General features: G+C 38.4%; 10 protein-coding genes. 6 read left to right on the top strand and 4 right to left on the bottom strand.

The genetic code is table 11. The annotated features are described in order from the left end of the window. Nucleotides 1-7: 7 nt before the first annotated feature. Nucleotides 8-985: a D-alanine--D-alanine ligase gene (locus tag G5B37_RS06100; RefSeq protein WP_164679172.1), complete on the bottom strand. Its 978-nt coding sequence runs from the start codon at nt 983-985 to the stop codon at nt 8-10. A 97-nt stretch (nt 986-1082) separates the two neighbouring features. Between G5B37_RS06100 and G5B37_RS06095 the strand changes: the two genes are divergently transcribed. Both G5B37_RS06095 and G5B37_RS06090 read left to right on the top strand, forming a co-directional pair. Then, the gene (locus tag G5B37_RS06095) at nt 1083-1724 is read left to right on the top strand and encodes a PASTA domain-containing protein (protein WP_164679171.1); all 642 of its coding nucleotides are present in this window, start codon (nt 1083-1085) and stop codon (nt 1722-1724) included. Then, nucleotides 1711-2751, top strand: a complete 1041-nt coding sequence (locus G5B37_RS06090; protein ID WP_164679170.1) for an RluA family pseudouridine synthase — start codon at nt 1711-1713, stop codon at nt 2749-2751. Before G5B37_RS06095 ends, G5B37_RS06090 begins: the two co-directional genes overlap by 14 nt. A 16-nt stretch (nt 2752-2767) precedes the next feature. On the opposite strand, the gene G5B37_RS06085 is transcribed toward G5B37_RS06090, so the two are convergent. After that, on the bottom strand, nt 2768-4519 hold the full coding sequence (locus G5B37_RS06085; protein WP_164679169.1) for a T9SS type A sorting domain-containing protein: 1752 nt from the start codon (nt 4517-4519) through the stop codon (nt 2768-2770). A gap of 215 nt (nt 4520-4734) precedes the next feature. On the opposite strand from G5B37_RS06085, the gene yaaA reads away from it, so the two are divergent. Further along, nucleotides 4735-5496, top strand: coding sequence for a peroxide stress protein YaaA (gene yaaA, locus G5B37_RS06080; RefSeq protein ID WP_164679168.1), 762 nt, complete (start codon nt 4735-4737; stop codon nt 5494-5496). 29 nt (nt 5497-5525) lie between these two features. Further along, complete coding sequence (locus G5B37_RS06075) at nt 5526-6185, top strand: uracil-DNA glycosylase family protein (RefSeq protein WP_164679167.1); 660 nt, start codon at nt 5526-5528, stop codon at nt 6183-6185. Here G5B37_RS06075 and G5B37_RS06070 read toward each other — a convergent pair whose 3' ends face one another. Further along, entirely contained in the window at nt 6186-9464 is a 3279-nt protein-coding gene (locus G5B37_RS06070) for a VCBS repeat-containing protein (RefSeq protein WP_164679166.1), read from the bottom strand. A gap of 223 nt (nt 9465-9687) precedes the next feature. Here G5B37_RS06070 and G5B37_RS06065 point away from each other — a divergent pair, with 223 nt between their 5' ends. Together G5B37_RS06065 and G5B37_RS06060 are read left to right on the top strand one after the other, a co-directional pair. Next, a complete protein-coding gene (locus tag G5B37_RS06065; RefSeq protein ID WP_164679165.1) occupies nt 9688-13047 on the top strand; it encodes an FG-GAP-like repeat-containing protein in 3360 nt (1119 codons plus the stop codon). Between the two features lie 196 nt (nt 13048-13243). Then, nucleotides 13244-17137 (top strand): HYR domain-containing protein, encoded by a 3894-nt coding sequence (locus G5B37_RS06060; protein WP_164679164.1) that lies wholly within the window; start codon nt 13244-13246, stop codon nt 17135-17137. A gap of 112 nt (nt 17138-17249) precedes the next feature. On the opposite strand, the gene trpA is transcribed toward G5B37_RS06060, so the two are convergent. After that, the gene (gene trpA, locus G5B37_RS06055; RefSeq protein WP_164679163.1) at nt 17250-18014 is read right to left on the bottom strand and encodes a tryptophan synthase subunit alpha; all 765 of its coding nucleotides are present in this window, start codon (nt 18012-18014) and stop codon (nt 17250-17252) included. Between the last annotated feature and the right edge of the window lie 63 nt (nt 18015-18077).

Here is an 18077-nt window from a genome sequence, read left to right as displayed (position 1 = left end):
AGTTATTTTAGCTACTTGCTTCTTCTATTAGCGTTCCAAAAAATTGCGTAAGTGTAAGGTTGGCGTCACGCACCTGCTTCGGAATAATACTTTCTTTGCTCAAGCCGGGTGTTGTGTTAATTTCTAAGAAAAAAGGAATTCCGTCTTGAAGAATAAATTCGCATCGGGTCACTCCTTTCATGTTTAGAAGTTTATAAATACGTTTGGTTTCGGCTTGTACCAGTTTTGTTTCTTCTTCGGAAATGCGCGCAGGGGTAATTTCTTGAGACTTACCAAGATACTTTGCTTCATAGTCGAAAAAGTCATTTTCCGAAACAATTTCCGTAGGCATCAATACTTTTATTTCACCATTAACGGTGTAAGCTCCAACTGACACTTCAGTGCCAACAAGTGCCGTTTCTACTAACACTTCATGATCTTCTGTATAGGCTTTTTCTAGGGCAGCTTTAAAATCTTCTTGCCTTTGAACTTTCGAAATACCATAACTAGAGCCTGCTCTGTTAGGCTTTACGAAACATGGTAAGCCAACTTTTTTTATCACTTCGTCAATAGAAAAATCAACCCCTCTATTAATATAATATGAATTTGCGCACTTAACACCAAAGCCCTGTAAAACCATAAGACAATCGCGCTTGTCAAAACTAAGCGCACTTGCATAAAAAGACGGAGAGGTTTGTGGTATTTTTAGTAATTCCCAATACGCCTGTAATAAACCATCTTCCCCTGGCGTGCCATGCACGGTATTAAAGATTACATCGGGTACAACGGCACTATCATTTACAATAAAACTAAAGTCATCTTTGTTAATAGGTTGTTTTAGGCCGTTTTCAGCAATAAAAAACCAACCCTCATTTAAGATATGTACTGGATAGACGTTGTACAGTGCTGTGTCTAAAGATTCACAAACTACTGCTCCGCTATTAAGTGAGATTTCAAATTCACTAGAATAGCCTCCCATTACTACTGCTATATTTTTTTTGCTCATACCAAATACGCAATTAGTGCGTTTATCAAAAATATAACTTATCGAATAAAAGTTGCTAACTTTAGGTTTGTTATTTTTGCCTTATAACCTTCAACGTATGTCGTTTTTTAAATACATCTTATCAAAAGCTTTCGTAAAACAATTATTGTTTGCCATTGTAGGGCTTATCGTATTATCTTTTTTGGTACTCTGGTGGTTGAGAAGTACAACCAACCATGGTCAACAAATTGAAGTGCCAGACCTAGCAAAGCGTACCCTTGGTGAGGTAGAAGATATTTTAGACGAAAATGACTTGAGATACGTAATTCTAGATTCTGCGAATTTTAATCCAGATTATCCAAGATTTTCAGTGATAGAACAATTACCTCGTGCAGGTAAATTTGTGAAGGAAGACCGAAAAATTTATCTAACACTTAATCCGTCTGGTTACAGAAAAGTTAAAATTCCGGATGTAGTTGGCAAAACTTCGCGCCAAGCAGAACCTACGTTAAAGGCTATGGGCTTTAAAATAGGTAAGGTTACTACCAAGCCGCATATGAGTGACCAAGTATTAGAAATACGTCATGCAGGGTCTAAAATAACTCCAGGAACGGAGCTTGAAATAACGTCGACTATAGATTTAATTATTGGTGACGAAAGTTTAAGTAGAATAAATAGAAATTCAAACGAGGAAAACGAAAACGAGGGTAGTCAAACTCCTGTGAATAGCGAAGAATTAGAAGGAAATGGTGCAAGATAATCCTACCGAAGATGCTGGAAATGATGATCTATACGAACATTTTAGGTTTGTAGCAGATAAGGGACAGTCGCCACTACGGGTTGATAAATACCTTATGAACAAGGTAGAAAATGCAACGCGTAATAAAATTCAGAAATCTGCAAAAGATGGAAACATCTATGTTAACGATGTCGTAGTAAAGCAAAACTATAAAGTTAAAGCTGGAGATGTAGTTACGGTTTTATTTGAACATCCTCCCTATGAGATGTTGCTCACTCCAGAAGATCTCCCTATCGATATTGTTTATGAAGATGATGATGTTCTTGTGGTAAATAAGGCCCCAGGAATGGTGGTGCATCCTGGACATGGAAATTATAGTGGAACACTTATAAATGCATTAACTTTTCATTTCGATAACCTGCCTAACAACAGTAGTAATCGTCCGGGATTAGTACATAGAATTGATAAAGATACAAGCGGATTGCTAGTTGTTGCTAAAACTGAAGAGGCCATGACCCATTTGTCGCGGCAGTTTTTCAATAAAACTACACAACGCGAATATATTGCGTTAGTTTGGGGCGATGTAAAAGAAGACAATGGAACGGTAGAGGGACATATAGGGCGGCATCCAAAAAATAGGTTGCAAAACACAGTCTTTTTAGGAGATGATGCTGACGAAAAAGGCAAGCCTGCAGTGACCCATTATAAAGTTTTGGAAAGATTTGGCTATGTTACCTTATTGAGCTGTAGATTAGAAACGGGACGTACTCATCAAATCAGGGTACATTTAAAGCATATTGGCCACACTTTGTTTAATGATGAACGCTACGGCGGTGAAAAAATATTAAAAGGCACAACATTCAGCAAATACAAACAATTTGTAGATAATTGTTTTAAAATATTACCGAGACAAGCGCTTCATGCACGAACACTAGGGTTTGAGCATCCTACTACAGGAGCTTCTTTAAAATTTGAAGCCCCCATACCAAATGATATGGAGGCTTGCATTGAAAAATGGCGTGTTTATGCCAAACATGTAATGGATTAATAGCTTTCACTATTACTTATCTTTTTATCCATTTTAAGGTTTTAGATCTTTTTCCGTTTGAAATCGTTACAAAATAGATGCCTTGTGCGTAATTGGCAACATCAAACTGCATACGATCTCCCGCGCTAATAGACGTAATCTCATTGTACATTTGTTTGCCGTCGATGCCAGCTATCGAAATAGTAGCATTTTCTATTGTGGTATCACTAATCAATTGTAAGGTATTTGAAGGGTTTGGTGCAATAACAAAAGAACCATTTAATGTTACTTCGGTTATACCCATAATTTCTTCAGGAGAGATTAATCCTTGTCTAGTATTTCCACCTTTATATCCGTTGCTCAAAATTTTACTTTCGTCGTAAGGCACATTTAGATTATAATTGCTCACAAAAGTTGAATCAACTCCTTGTCCGAAAGTTTGGGTATACGAATTTGCCGTAAGGTCCATCATACCATCTCCGTCTGCATCACCTACAACTGCTCCATTAAGAAATGTAAATCCGCGTGGGCGAAGTGGAAAGCCGTCTAACTCACCGCTTCCATCTAGCGAATATGCATGAATGTATCCAAAACCTTCCATATCGGTAAGGGTGCTCGAAAATATAATATCATATACATTATCATTGTTGATGTCTGCGATAGTTAGTACGCCTTCATTTCCACCATATTTTTCTATTGGAAAATCAGGTAAATTTTCGGCATCTGGATTAAATCCGTAAATCGTTGGTAAAGGTGTTCCATCGTTACTTGTATTTCTATCTGCCATAAAAATTTCATAGGTACCATCCTGATCTAAATCTACTACTGTAGGCGGTGAATAGGTCCATCCTGACAAAGCAACGGGCCAACCTGGGTAATACGATGCGTCGTTTTGTAGTACATAAAACCCTGGAGCATCACCGTGATTACTTCCTACGATTTCTAAATTTTCATCACCGTCTAAATCAACTAATACAGGTGATTGATACGAGTATCTAATATTTGGATCTACAAATGGGAAGCCTGGAAGTAAATTTCCATCGGCATCATATGCGTAAAGACCAGTAGAAGAAGTTGCAATAACTACATCTTGATCTCCATCGTTATCGATATCTCCAATAGACGGAGTAAATGCTGGAGTGGCGTCAAATTGAACAGGCCAATTTGCGTTAATAGGTGTGCCATCTTGGTTAAGTACATGAACAAAACCTACCGTGCTACTTTCTCTTTGGCATGTAATTATATCCATTACTTCGTCACCGTTAACGTCTGCAAAAACAGGTGCGTTGATCATCCATTTATCGTTAAAATTTAACGGCCAATTAGGTAAATCAGTTCCTACATTATTCATAAGGTAAACGCGTCCTACAGTAGTTGGGTATCCGGTGTTTACAGCAATTTCAACACCAGCATTACCATCAATATTGGCCACCGTTGGGGGTAGTAGAATTGGGCCTTCAACTGTTTTTTGCCATACAATTTCACCTGCGCCATTAAGCGCAAATAATTCGGTGTCTATTCCGTAGAGTATTTCCTGAATCCCGTCATCGTCTATGTCGGCCAATGTAACTCCTCTAGAGTTCTTTATGCTTGGATTGGCGGGCCTACCAAATTGAAATACAGGTTCGATAGCACCTTCTTTTGTGCTCATTTCAGAGGGTAGAAAGACCTGTTGTACTGAAATCGTACCATCTTCATTTAAGGTTGCTTTTTGGCCAAACTCTTGTTGGGCCGTTAGTGTGCCTATAGCTAATGTCATAAATGCACATAAGGGTAATATAGTCTTCATACTTTAAAATTTTTCTTAAAGTTAATTTTTGAAAACTTTGCGATATGTTAAGGATATCCTAATTAACGTCTTGCTTTTCTTTAGTCGGGTGTTTCACAATTTGTTAGAACTAAATTTTTTTATTGATAATCTTTGTTGATACTATATTCGTTTATATTTATAAATACGCATGCATTCAGCCAATCTGAATTCGTATTTTTACCTAAAAGATAATAATGAAAATAGTAGTCTCACCAGCCAAATCATTAGATTTTGAAAGCAAACTGCCAACCTCTAGAGGTACACAGCCTCTTTTTTTAGAGCAGGCCGAGGTGCTTAACAATAAATTAGAGCGAAAGTCGAAGAAAGCAATTGGCGAGTTAATGCATATAAGCGATAAACTAGCCGAACTTAATTACCAACGCTATAAGGATTTTAGCACGCCCTTTACAAATAAAAATGCAAGACCTGCCGTTTATGCGTTTGCTGGTGATGTGTATCAAGGACTTGATGCATATTCGATTTCAGAAAAAAAGATTGACACCTTAAATAATACATTGCGTATATTAAGTGGGATGTACGGTGTATTGCGACCTCTAGATTTAATGCAGCCTTATCGCTTAGAAATGGGTACGAACCTTTCCATAAACCGAAAGAAAAATTTGTACCAATTTTGGGGAGACCAAGTTACCGAAGCACTTAACAACGAGTTGGGAAACAATGAAGTGTTTTTAAATTTAGCGAGTCAAGAATATTTTAAAGTGATAGACCCAAAGAAGCTGAAAGTTCCTGTAATCTCTCCTGTATTTAAAGATTTTAAAAACGGTAAATTAAAAATAATCTCATTCTTTGCGAAGAAGGCACGGGGTAGTATGGCTCGTTACGTAATAGATAAAAATATCAAGACCCTACGTGGTTTAAAAGGTTTCGATTACGACGGCTATGCTTATAGTGAGCAATACACAGAAAATGAAGACGAACCTGTTTTTATTAGATAGTTTAGCATAAAACCTATAAAAACCCTTTTTTGTTTCTACATACCCATCCGTATCCACCGTATATTCCGGTAAATTCAACTAAGTTAATCGTTGGTACATTGCCACCACCTCGTTTTACTACGGGCGATTTAAAGGCAGATGACGTTGATTTTTGTTATGGAAGTAGAGACGGACAACTATGGCCAATTTTGGATCAGATATTTGAGCTTGGTCTTGTTTATGAAAATACTGCCTACGCCATCAACCAACGCAAAACGTTTCTTAAACAAAGGGGTATTGGAATTTGTGATATTGTGGCGAGTGCAGAACGTGATAAGATAGATGCAAGTGATATAGGTATGCAGTCAATTAAGTTGAGGGATTTAGTGGCAACTTTAGAGAAATACCTGCATATAGACACATTGCTTTTTACGGGCGGAAATAGTAAAAACGGACCAGAGTATTTTTTTAGAAAACATCTTAAGGCATATGGTTTGTCGCTCGATATTGAAACTGACATAGTACCTCGAATTCATTCTTTTAAATTACCGAAGTCGCAACGAAAAATTAAGACTGTTTCTCTCACGGCTCCGAGTGGGGCAGCAAATAGGGCGGTGGGAAGTGTTCAGTTGTATAAGGATAGAAAAAGGGCGAACCCTTCTTATACTACCATAGATTTTAGGGCAGAACAATATCGACCATTTTTTTAGTTATGGTTGAAATGTAAAAATTTCAAGAGGCGCGTTATTGCTTACCACCGCATAGTGCTTCTTACCATTAATTGAGATTGAGATTAAATCTTTAGCGTCTGAAGTTATGTAAGGGTCGAAAGCTTTTGAAGGCGTATAACCACCATTGCTATCTCCTAATAACACATAACCATAGTTACCATCGTATCTAATAGTTTCTACTTCGGCATCGTAAATGGCCCCAACTCCCATGAGGTCAAGGTTTCCGTCGTTGTTAAAATCTTCAGCAATAAAAGACAGGGTAGGGCCTAATTGGGCAACGTTGGGGAGACTTGTGAGTGTAAAACTTCCGTCACCGTTGTTTTGGGCGTAGACGCTTTCAAAAGTAAAAACAGTTCTTTTTTCAGCATTTGCCAGCTGGTCGGCGCCGTAAATTGCATCCATATCTAAGCTTGCAAATTCTTTGTAGCTCTGTATTTTTTCTAACAAAAATGGGTTCTGCTCGCTACTGCATTCTTTCCCGCGAACAGGTACAACTTTTCCTTCGTTTATTTTACTTAAAGCCACGTCGAAACTCCCGTTGTTGTCAAAATCTTTAGCGTAAATGTAAAGTGGTTTCTTTTCTGAAGGGCTAAACTTATTGTTTTTGCCTAGGTTTCCGAAGAAATAGTCGGTATCACCATCGCCGTCCATATCTTTTGCTATGGCACTAAACCACCAACCTTCTTTTCTGTGGAGTGAAGGGGTGTTGTGTTTTTTAAAGCTTCCGTTTGAATTGGTGAAAAATGTTGGTTGCATCCACTCTCCAACTAATAATAAATCGGCGTCATTATCTCCATCATAATCTGTGAAAATTGCTTCAGAGATCATACCTGGAGCACTAAGTTCAGGGTTGTTTGTAGTAATGTCTTTAAACGTTCCTTGGTTATTCTCAAGTAAAAATGAGGCTGACGCCAATGGGTACTTTTTTGGTAGCACATTACCTCCTACAAATAAATCAAGATCGCCATCGCCATCAATATCTGCTGCGGTTACAGTTTTACCAGAAGCGAGCATTTTTGGTAGGGCATTGGTCTGCTTTTTAAAAATGCCTTGCCCATTATTAATATACAGCCTGTCTTGTAACAAGCTGCTATTAGCCTCAAGTTCGTATCCAGCGCTCACTACATACAAATCTTGGTCACCGTCGCCATCGGCATCGAAGAATAGCGCATTGGCATCTTCATAAGCCGCTTCTTTATTCCATAGATTTGTTTGACTGTTTGTAAAGTTTCCGCCAGAATCTTGAATATAAAGCGCAGCTGAAGCATTGGCAGCATTACCTACAAAAAAGTCGTCTAAACCATCGTTGTTTACATCTCCTTTTACAATACCTGTTCCTTTACTAGATTGCCGTTGGGGGAGTAAAAGCTGAGCGCCATAATCGTAAAATTCATTTTCTAGATGTTGGTAAGCGAGGCCTAAATCTGTCGTAGACTTGGTGTTTTTAGTAGTGCCTTTAGGTAGGGTTGGTTTCTCAGTTTTATTACTAGTTGTGTAATTTAATGATACAGTTGTATTGGCTTTAGGATTTTTCACTGACGAAAAGGTGCCGTCGGGCCATTTAATTTCTATTTCATCGATAATTGTTTCGTCGCCCAACCCGAAAACTAGGTTTTTACTCACAGTAGATTCGTAACCTCTGTTTGTGTAAAGTTCTTGAACTTGCGTTTTGTTAGCTGTTTTTACGGTAACACTGGCGCCAATAGCCGCAGGGTTGGTGCTGGGCCCAATAAGGTTGATTTTACTGAAATTATTTTGCGAATTGTTTTTATAAATACCAGCGGGATCGTATAAATTATTCACCACCAAATCTAAATCACCATCATTGTCTAAATCTCCGTAGGCCGCGCCATTTGAATAGGTTGGTGTGTTTAATCCCCAAGCTTCTATTTTATTGCTGAAATTTAAGTTGCCTTCATTTTTGTAAATATAATTGGTGATGCGTTCTGAAGGTATTAAATCTAGTACTTCTTGAAGTTGTTTGCTTTCACCACGTGCTACGATTTGCTGAAGTTGAGTACGAACATCTTGATTGGTGTAATCTCTGTCTACTCCGTTGGTTACAAAAATATCTTTCAGGCCATCGTTGTCAAAATCGGCTAATAACGGAGCCCAGCTCCAGTCTGTTTTTGTGATGCCAGACAACTGTCCAGTTTCATAAAATTTACCTTTTCCGCGATTTACATGCAACATATTAGCCATGTAGGCGTGGTGATACCCAACTGCTACCATAGCATTAAATCCTGAGATGCTCATTGAAGCCATGTTTTCTTTACTACGGGCGTAATTTTCAGACATCATGTCTAGTGTAATTAAGTCTGGCATTAAGTCGTTATTTAGATCTGCATAATCGCTACCCATGCTGTTGGTAGTAATATGGTCTAGGCGAGTTAATATTTCGTTTTTAAACGTACCATTTTGCTGATTGATGTATAGGGCGTCGGGTTCTAGGAAATCGTTAGCAACGTAAATGTCGTCCCAACCGTCTTCATTAAAATCTGAAATTACCGCGCTAAGGCCCCAAGCTTTGTTAGTTAACCCAGCTTCTTTGGTGACTTTAGTAAAATTAGTTCCGTTATTTCTATATAGTTGATCGCTTGTTAATTCGCTGGTATTTTTTTGAATTTGACTGTTTACTTTTGTGTTGTTTTGGAAATCATTTCGGTGATTTACCAAATAGAGATCAAGATCGCCGTCTTTGTCGTAATCTATCTGATAAATTTGTGTCGAAAACGCAGGGTCTGCCAAACCCCATTGAGCGGCTTCTTCAGAAAAAGTACCGTCTTTCTTATTTATAAACAACAGGTTCTTTCGTTCTTCATGGTTATTTAAGGAACCTGCCTTACATACATATATATCTAGCCAACCATCGTTGTTAATATCCATCATCGTAACACCGGTAGAAAACCCTGAATAATCTTCAACGCGTGCAGTATTTGTAATGTCATCAAATTTAAAATCACCTTTATTTTTGTAAAGTTTGTTGGGACCTAGATTTGAAACAAAATAAAGATCTTCTAGGCCGTCGTTGTCGATATCTCCTATAGCAACGCCTGCGCCTGTATAGATATATAGGTAATTCATGAAATTAAAGTCTACACGTTGGTGCAATACATTGCTAAAGGTGATGCTTGAGGCTTCAGGTGCTACTTTATCAAAAAGGATCGACGCTTCATTGTGCACGGCTTCCTTCTCCTTAGTTGCAGTAGTGCAATTGATTAAAAAAAAACAGACAGTAAGTAAGTATACGTTTTTCATAATCTAGAATTTGTGCACACAAATATAATAGATTGTTTTAGACAAACTGTTGTCGCGACTATACAACATCTGGTTTCGTATGATTATGGCTTTAAGCATACTATGGTTTGTTATTTCGTCTGCGTACATTATAACAATTTTTAGTGCTGAACCGATTTTAATCTTATATTTATTGCCTTCAATTGACGCTGTTACTACTTATATTAATTTGAATTAACCAAAAATGAAATTTCATTTACCTTCACTCAAATACAAACATTGCATACTTTTTATTCTATTTATTGGCTTACAATCGTGCCAAGATCAAACTTCAGATAGTGCTACAGATACATCTACTGTAGCAAGTCTAAATACTCCACTCTTTACATCATTGCCGCAAGAAGTGACCGGTGTAGACTATGTAAATGTGCTGCCAAAACCTACGCCCTCTGTAAATTATTTCTCGTATCCAAATGTGTATAATGGGGGAGGTGTAAGCCTAGGTGATATTAATAATGATGGATTAACAGATATTTATTTTACAAGTAATTTTGGACACAACAAATTGTATTTAAATAAGGGGAATCTATCTTTTGTTGAAATGAGCAAGGCTGCTGGTGTTGAAGGTGCTTGGGGGTGGACGACAGGAACGTCTATGGTTGATATAAATAATGATGGCTTTCTTGATATTTATGTTTGTAGATCTGGAAATGTTCCGGCAGACAAGCGAAGAAACGAGCTATTTATAAACAATGGAAATCTAACCTTTACCGAAAAGGCTGCGGCCTATGGTTTGGATATTGAAAGTTATGCCATTCAGTCTGTATTTCTAGATTACGATAAAGATGGCGACTTAGATATGTACCTTATTAATAATCCTAAAATCCTATTACTAGGTGAGGCGTTTGATGAAGAACGGAAAAAACGCAACCCGTTAACCACAGATATGTTTTTTAAAAATGACAATGGTAAATTTGTTGAAGTTAGTGTTGAAGCAGGTCTAGTAAATAATGGTATTGGGTTTGGTCATAATGCATCGGTTGGGGACTACAATAACGATGGCTGGCCAGATATTTATGTTTCTAATGATTATGCCGAACACGACTATTTGTATTACAATAACGGGGATGGTACTTTTTCAGAAAAATTAAAGGAAAGTATGCGCCATATTTCAAATTTCTCAATGGGTTCAGATACAGCAGATTTTAATAATGATGGTTTGTTAGATATTATGGTACTCGATATGGTAGCCGAAGACAATTATCGTATTAAAACAAATATGTCTGGGATGAGCGTTGAGACATTTACTAATTCGGTTAAAAATGGTTTTCATTATCAATATATGACCAATACGGTACAGCTTAATAACGGAAACGGAACTTTTAGTGATATAGCAAGGCTTACGGGCCTTTCAAGCACAGATTGGAGCTGGTCTACTCTTTGGGCAGATTTCAATCTTGACGGAAATCAAGACGTATTTGTGACTAATGGCTATAGAAAAGATCTTCGTAATAATGACTATCAAAAGGTAAGAGATTCGATATTAGGAGAAATGTCTAAAAACTCGAAGAATCAATTTAAGTATATTCAACAGGTGTTAGATGCCATGCCAGAACTTCCTATCAAAAATTACTTTTTCGAAAACAATGGAGACCTTTCCTTTAGCAAAAGACAAGAAGAATGGGGAGTTACCGAAAGAACATTTAGTAACGGTGCTGCGTATGCCGATTTAGATAACGATGGTGATTTAGACCTTGTGGTAAGCAATATAGATCAGGTCGCAAATATTTATAGGAATAATTCGGAAAAATTAAAGAAAAACTACTTGAAAGTAGCGCTTAAAGGAAAGGCGTCTAATGTCTCTGGAATTGGCGCACGTGTTATCGTAAAGGCGGGAGGCAATTTTCAAGTAAAAGAACACTACTTAAGTAGAGGTTATATTTCGTCTAATGAAAATCAAGTACACTTTGGACTAGGGGCTAATAAAAAAATAGATTCTTTATGGGTAGAATGGCCCGATGGAAATACCCAACTTCTTAGCAATGTGAAAGGAAATCAATTGCTTAAAATTTCATATCAAAAAGCAAATCCGCCAATGGCAAGTCTTTATAAAAATGACGCAAAAAAGTTTATGACAGATGTTACAGATAACATAGGTGTAAATTATGTGCATCAAGAAAATGAATACAACGATTTCGACTATGAAATTTTAATTCCTCATAAAATGTCTACCATGGGGCCAGGAATGGCAGTTGGAGATGTAAACGGAGATGGTCTAGACGATTTTTATGTGGGCGGAGCTAAGGGCTTTAGCGGTGCTCTCTATTTGCAAAATACAAAAGGTGCATTTGAAAAAAAAGGCAAACCTTCTTGGAAAGTCGACGCACAGGCTGAAGATATGGCGGCAACATTTTTTGATGCCGATAATGACAACGATTTAGATCTTTATGTAGTGAGTGGAGGTAATGAAGTGACCCCAGACTCACCGCTACTTCAGGATAGACTATATATTAATGACGGCAAAGGAAACTTTGTAAAAAGTAAGAATATACTCCCGGTTATGTTAACTAGTGGAGGAGTGGTTAGGCCAGCAGACTTTGATGGTGATGGCGATATAGATCTATTTGTAGGAGGTAGAGTGATTCCGGGACAGTACCCAAAAGCGCCACGCAGTTATTTATTACAAAATAGTGGAGGTGTTTTTACCGATGTAACTGAAGAAGTAGCCCCAGCTCTAAAAAATCCAGGTTTAATAACTACTGCATTATGGACAGATATAAATCAAGACAATCGCTTAGATTTAATGGTCTCTGGAGAATGGATGCCTATTTCGGTATTTGAAAATAGGGCAAATACATTTGTAGATGTTACAACAGACTTAGGACTTAAAGATAGCCAAGGATGGTGGTATGGTTTACAAGCAGGAGATTTTGATGGAGATGGCGATCAAGATTATGTGGTAGGAAATTTAGGGCAAAATTATAAATACCAAGCAACACCAGAATCTTCATTCGATTTGTATTATGATGATTTCGACGGGAATAATACAGGAGACATTGTTTTGAGTTATGAAGAAGAAGGCAAAAAAGTACCCTTAAGGGGGCGCGAATGCTCGTCTCAGCAGATGCCATTTATTAAAGAAAAATTTGGCACCTATGATGCCTTCGCTAAGGCCGAGTTAAAGGATATTTTCGGCGAGGATAAATTAGAAGGGGCCTTACATTTACAAGCTAAATCGTTTGCGAGTGTGTACCTTCAAAATAATGGAAATGAGGCGTGGACTGTAAAGCCTTTACCAAGAATGACGCAGCTATCTTCTGTTAACGATTTTGTGGTAAAAGATTTCAATTTAGACGGAAATTTAGATGTGTTATTGGCAGGGAACTTATATGGTTCTGAAGTGGAAACCCCAAGAAACGACGCCGGCAATGGGTTGCTACTGCTAGGTGATGGGACAGGTAAATTTGAAGCAAAAACAACACTTTCTACAGGTTTTTTTGCACCCTATGATGCGAAAGAATTACACCAAATTAAGATTAACAATAAACTGCACATTGCCGTTGTAAATAATAGCGAAAAACTACAATTTTTTCAAGTAAACTAGGCTCCAGACTTTCTTTTTCGTTTTAAGCAATACTATTCGTTTGTATATGTGTTTAGCGATTTTTTATAGTTCTTTTGACAATAATTTGTGCATTTCGTCTAATTTTTTAATTCAATGCTTTCGTTAACATAAATTTTATTTATCTTAACGCGATATTAACAAATAGTAATCAATTAATTAATTTAAAATTTTTTTTATGAAAAAAATTACTTTTATGCTGATGGCTTTGCTGGTCACGTGTTGCACGTGGGTCACGCAAGCTCAGACAGAAATTCCGCAAGCGAATGCTACCCTTACATCGGGAGTTGACTTTGTTGACGGAGACATTTACACAGACTCTGGCGGTAGTTTGGCCAACTACACAAGTAATGAGGCCTCTACGCTAGATTTGGTCGCAGGTGCAGGAGAAATAATTACAATTTCCTTCACTGCTTTTGAAGTTGAGGCAAGTACTGGTTCTTCTTGTTTTGATAATTTAACGGTAGTTGGCGATACAGGAGGTGGTGATGCCACGTACTCTGGAGATGATGATGACGCGGGTGCAGGCCTTGTGTGCACAGATGCTACAGATGCTGCAGGGGCTCCAACATTAGGGCCATTCACATCGAGTGAGGGTGGAACATTATCGTTTTCGTTTTTTTCCGACGGCTCTGTTACAGATCCGGGATGGACTGCAGATATTACTGTTACAGCAGTAGTAGCACCTGTTGAGATTCCTCAGCAAGATGCAGTATTAATGGCATGTGCAGACTTTGTTGACGGAGATATCTATACAGATTCTGGTGGAGCTGCAGGTGATTACGGGTTAAACGAATCATCAACCCTGGAACTACAAGCACTTCCAGGCGAAACTGTTTCTGTTACATTTACTGCATTTGATGTGGAGGCAACAACTACTACTTGTTGGGATACCTTGGCAGTTGTGGGTGACGCCGGTGGTATGAACGCCACCTATGCAGGAGATGATGGTGATGGTGGTGCAAGTCTACCATGTACAGATGCTACAGACGCTACTGGAGCACCAACTTTAGGGCCGTTTACCTCAGCTGTTGGTGGATCATTATCTTTTACTTTTAATTCAGATACCTCGGTTACACAAAGCGGTTGGGAAGCTGTTATTGGAGTAACGGGAGTATGTAATGTAGGTATGCCACCAGAAATTTTCTGCCCTGCAGATATCACTGAAAATAGTGATCCTGGTGTTTGTGGTGGTCAAGTTAACTTCTTAGGAGTGGCAATAGATGACGAAGATGGAAATATTTCTGGCGATATTGTTTCAACTCCTTTTGAGAGTGGCGATGTATTCCCAGTAGGTACAACAACCGTAACGCTTTCTGTTACCGATAGTGACGGTAATAGCGCTATGTGTACGTTTGATGTTACAGTGTTAGATAACGAAGCACCAACTATTACATGTCCTGCAGATATTACGCAGACAAACGATGCTGGTGTTTGTGGAGCAAATATTACAGTACCATTACCAACAATTATGGATAACTGTCCTGTAGTTGCAGGACCTCCTCCTCCTGTTGTGACAGGGCCAGAAACTCCATTCAATTATGGACCATCAGGTCTTATTGATACACCAACAGTACTTACGGGTACAGTAGTATCTACTGGTGGCGATGTAACCGTTACAGCTATGTATGATGGTGATTTCTCATTTAGTACTGAAGAATTTGTATTACAAGGCCCAGACGGCGCTACTATTGTATACTCGAATGCCCCTGCAACAGGAGCAGACTGTACTACATTCTACACCGAAACATTTACAATTGCTGAAGCAGATTGGAACAATTATGTTACAACATTTGGTCCAGACCTTACCTTTACTTTGCTTCAAGATGACGACGTAGATAACTTCTGTCTAGATGCTAGTTTCCAACTATCAGTAGCTCAAGGTTCTGTAAATGGAACACTTAGTAATGATTACAACGGTACGAATGACGCTTCAGATTTCTACCCAGTAGGAACAACTACAGTAACTTGGACGTATACAGATGCTGCTGGTTTCAGCGCTTCTTGTACTATGGACGTTACTGTAACGGATGATGAAGCTCCGGTAATAGTATGTGCGGGTGCTGAAACACCTACACTAGGTTCTGCTACTGAAATAGTGAATACTCCTATTCCAGATAACGATCCAGCAGGTTTAACAAGTACGTTAACGGTGACTGATGATTTTGACATCACAGACCTTAATGTAAATCTTGATATCAACCACTCTTGGATTGGAGATTTAATTGTAACACTTACAGCACCAGATGGTACTACAGCTTCTGTAATTGTTGACAGACCAGGTGTGCCAACATCTACTGTTGGGTGTAACAATACTGTAAATGATATCCTTGTAGATATGGATGATGAAGCAGTAGATATGATTGAAGAGCCATGTCTTACAGAGTACAATGGATCATTTATTCCAAACGAAGCGCTTTCTGTTTTTGACGGAATGAGCACGTTAGGTGACTGGACATTATTTATTACCGACAATGCTGGTTTAGATACAGGTTCACTTAACTCTTGGACACTTAACTATGAGTACCTTGCAGCTGCAGGACCACCAGCAGACATCGTATTAGATGCTAACGGTATGGCTACTGTAAATGTAATCGACCTATTAACTACAGTAACAGATAACTGTGGTATGGTAACAGCTACAACAGATGTTACTGGTATTGCTCCAGGTTCTATTACTACATTATTTGATAGTAATAATGGAGGTTCTAATGGAGGTGCTGTATACTTTGACATTGCTGTAGATGCTGGTGGAGATGTTACCTTAACAGACCTAGACTTAAACACTGAAGAAGGTGGTGCCTTTACTGTAGAGATGTATACCTTAGTTGGTACTTCTGTAGGTAATGAAGGTAACGCTGGAGCGTGGACGCTTGCTGCGACAGGTTCAGGTACTGCTTCAGGAACATTAAACGTTCCGAGTAATGCTGTATTAGATACACAAGTTGTATTAACTGCAGGTACTACATACGGTGTTGCACTTGTAATGGATGCTACTCATGGACATTCTTACTCAGGAACAGGAACAGATCCTTCTCCTGGTATGTTAATGTACTCTAATTCACATATGACGTTAAGCTTAGGTTCAGGTAGTAACGCACCATTTGATGGCGCTCCATTTACACCACGTATTTGGAATGGTACTCTTAACTACTTAGCAAATTCTACAACACCAGTACCAGTTGAAATGATCGACTTAGACTGTAGTGATGTAGGTATTTCTACGTTAGATATCACAGTTACAGATGCTGCTGGAAACACTTCAATGTGTACAGCAACCATCAACGTAATTGATGATACTGCTCCTATCTTAGTTTGTCAAGACTTTACATTAGAGTTAGGTGCAGATGGAACAGCAATGCTTGATCCGTTTGACATGATTGACATGGCAGCTAGTTTTGAAGCTTGTGGCTTCGATACAGCAGCTGTAAACATCGATGACTTTACATGTGCAGATATAGGAACTCCAATTGAAGTAACTGTATTTGTAGCAGATCCAAGTTTAAACTCTGCAGCATGTACTGCTTTTGTAACTGTAGTAGACCTTCTTGGACCTGAAGTTACATGTCCAGGAGATATGACTGTAGATCCAGGTGCTAACAACCAATTATACGAAGTGCCAGATTACTTCGGTGACGGATTAGCAACTGCGGTAGACAACTGTACAGACCCACTTACTATCTTCGCTCAAGATCCTGCTCCTGGTAGCTTGATTCCTGACGGTGTATACACTGTGACGCTTTCGTCTACAGATGAATACGGAAATGTAGGTAGCTGTACTTTTGAACTTACTGTAGAGAGTATCTTAGGTGTGAATGATAACAACCTAGATGCTGGAATCACAATGTACCCGAACCCTGCACAAGGACAGGTTACTATTGCTAACAGTTCAAATATCTTATTAGAGAAAGCAACCATGTATGACGTTAACGGTAAGTTGGTAAACACAACAAACCTTTCTGACATGCAAGGAGAAATCACTATAGATATCTCGAACCTTGCTTCTGGTGTGTACATTGTACAGATTGAAGGTGAGGATGCAAGCGTTGTAAAACGTTTGATAAAAGAATAGTCTTTTTAGATTATTTTAACCAACCAAAAGAAAACCCCTTCCAAATTTGGAAGGGGTTTTTATTTGCTTATAGTTTAACTAAATGCTACGCTTTATTACGCATATCTATATATTATACTCTAATACTTTTTATAAACCCAGGAATACCGTCTACACCTTTAGTTGAGAGCATTTTAATAAAAGCACTTCCTATAATTGCACCTTGCGATGTGCGTGTAGCGCGCTGAAAAGTTTCTGCATTGTTAATTCCAAAACCTACAATGGTAGGATTAGACAGTTGCATAGCTGAAATACGTTCGAAATATGAATCTTGGTCATTTCCAAAACCTACCGTGCCACCCGTGGTACTAGCACTACTTACCATATAAATAAACCCTGTGCTAGCTGCATCTATCTCCTTAATTCGGTTGGCAGTTGTTTGTGGTGTAATCAGGAAGATATTGTTTAGCCCATACCTTTCAAAAATTGATTGATAATGCTCTTGATATTGATCTAATGGAAGGTCTGGTATTATTAGGCCATCAATCCCAATTTCGTTACACTTTTTACAAAAGGCTTCAACACCATATTGATATATAGGGTTAAAATACCCCATGATTAGCAACGGTATAGTTACCGTTTCTCTAATGTCTTCTAACTGTTCAAATAGTTTTTGGGTAGTCATCTTGTTTTGTAAGGCTTTGGTAGAACTAGCCTGTATCGTTGGGCCATCTGCCAAAGGATCACTAAAAGGCAAGCCAATTTCTACCATGTCTACGCCGCTTGATTCAAGACTCTTTAGAATTGGCACCGTATCTTCGATGTTAGGATATCCTGCGGTAAAATAGATAGATAATAGTTTTTTATCTTCTTGTAATTTTTTCTGAATTCGATTCATGCGATATGTTATTTTGCGAGAGGGATAGAGGCTTTGTTGGAGCTCTTTTTAAAGTACTGTTGT

Origin of the sequence: Rasiella rasia (assembly GCF_011044175.1) — a bacterium.
Classification (GTDB): domain Bacteria; phylum Bacteroidota; class Bacteroidia; order Flavobacteriales; family Flavobacteriaceae; genus Marinirhabdus; species Marinirhabdus rasia.
Note: the sequence above shows the minus strand (reverse complement) of the source record. Positions and strands in the feature narration are given on the sequence as shown.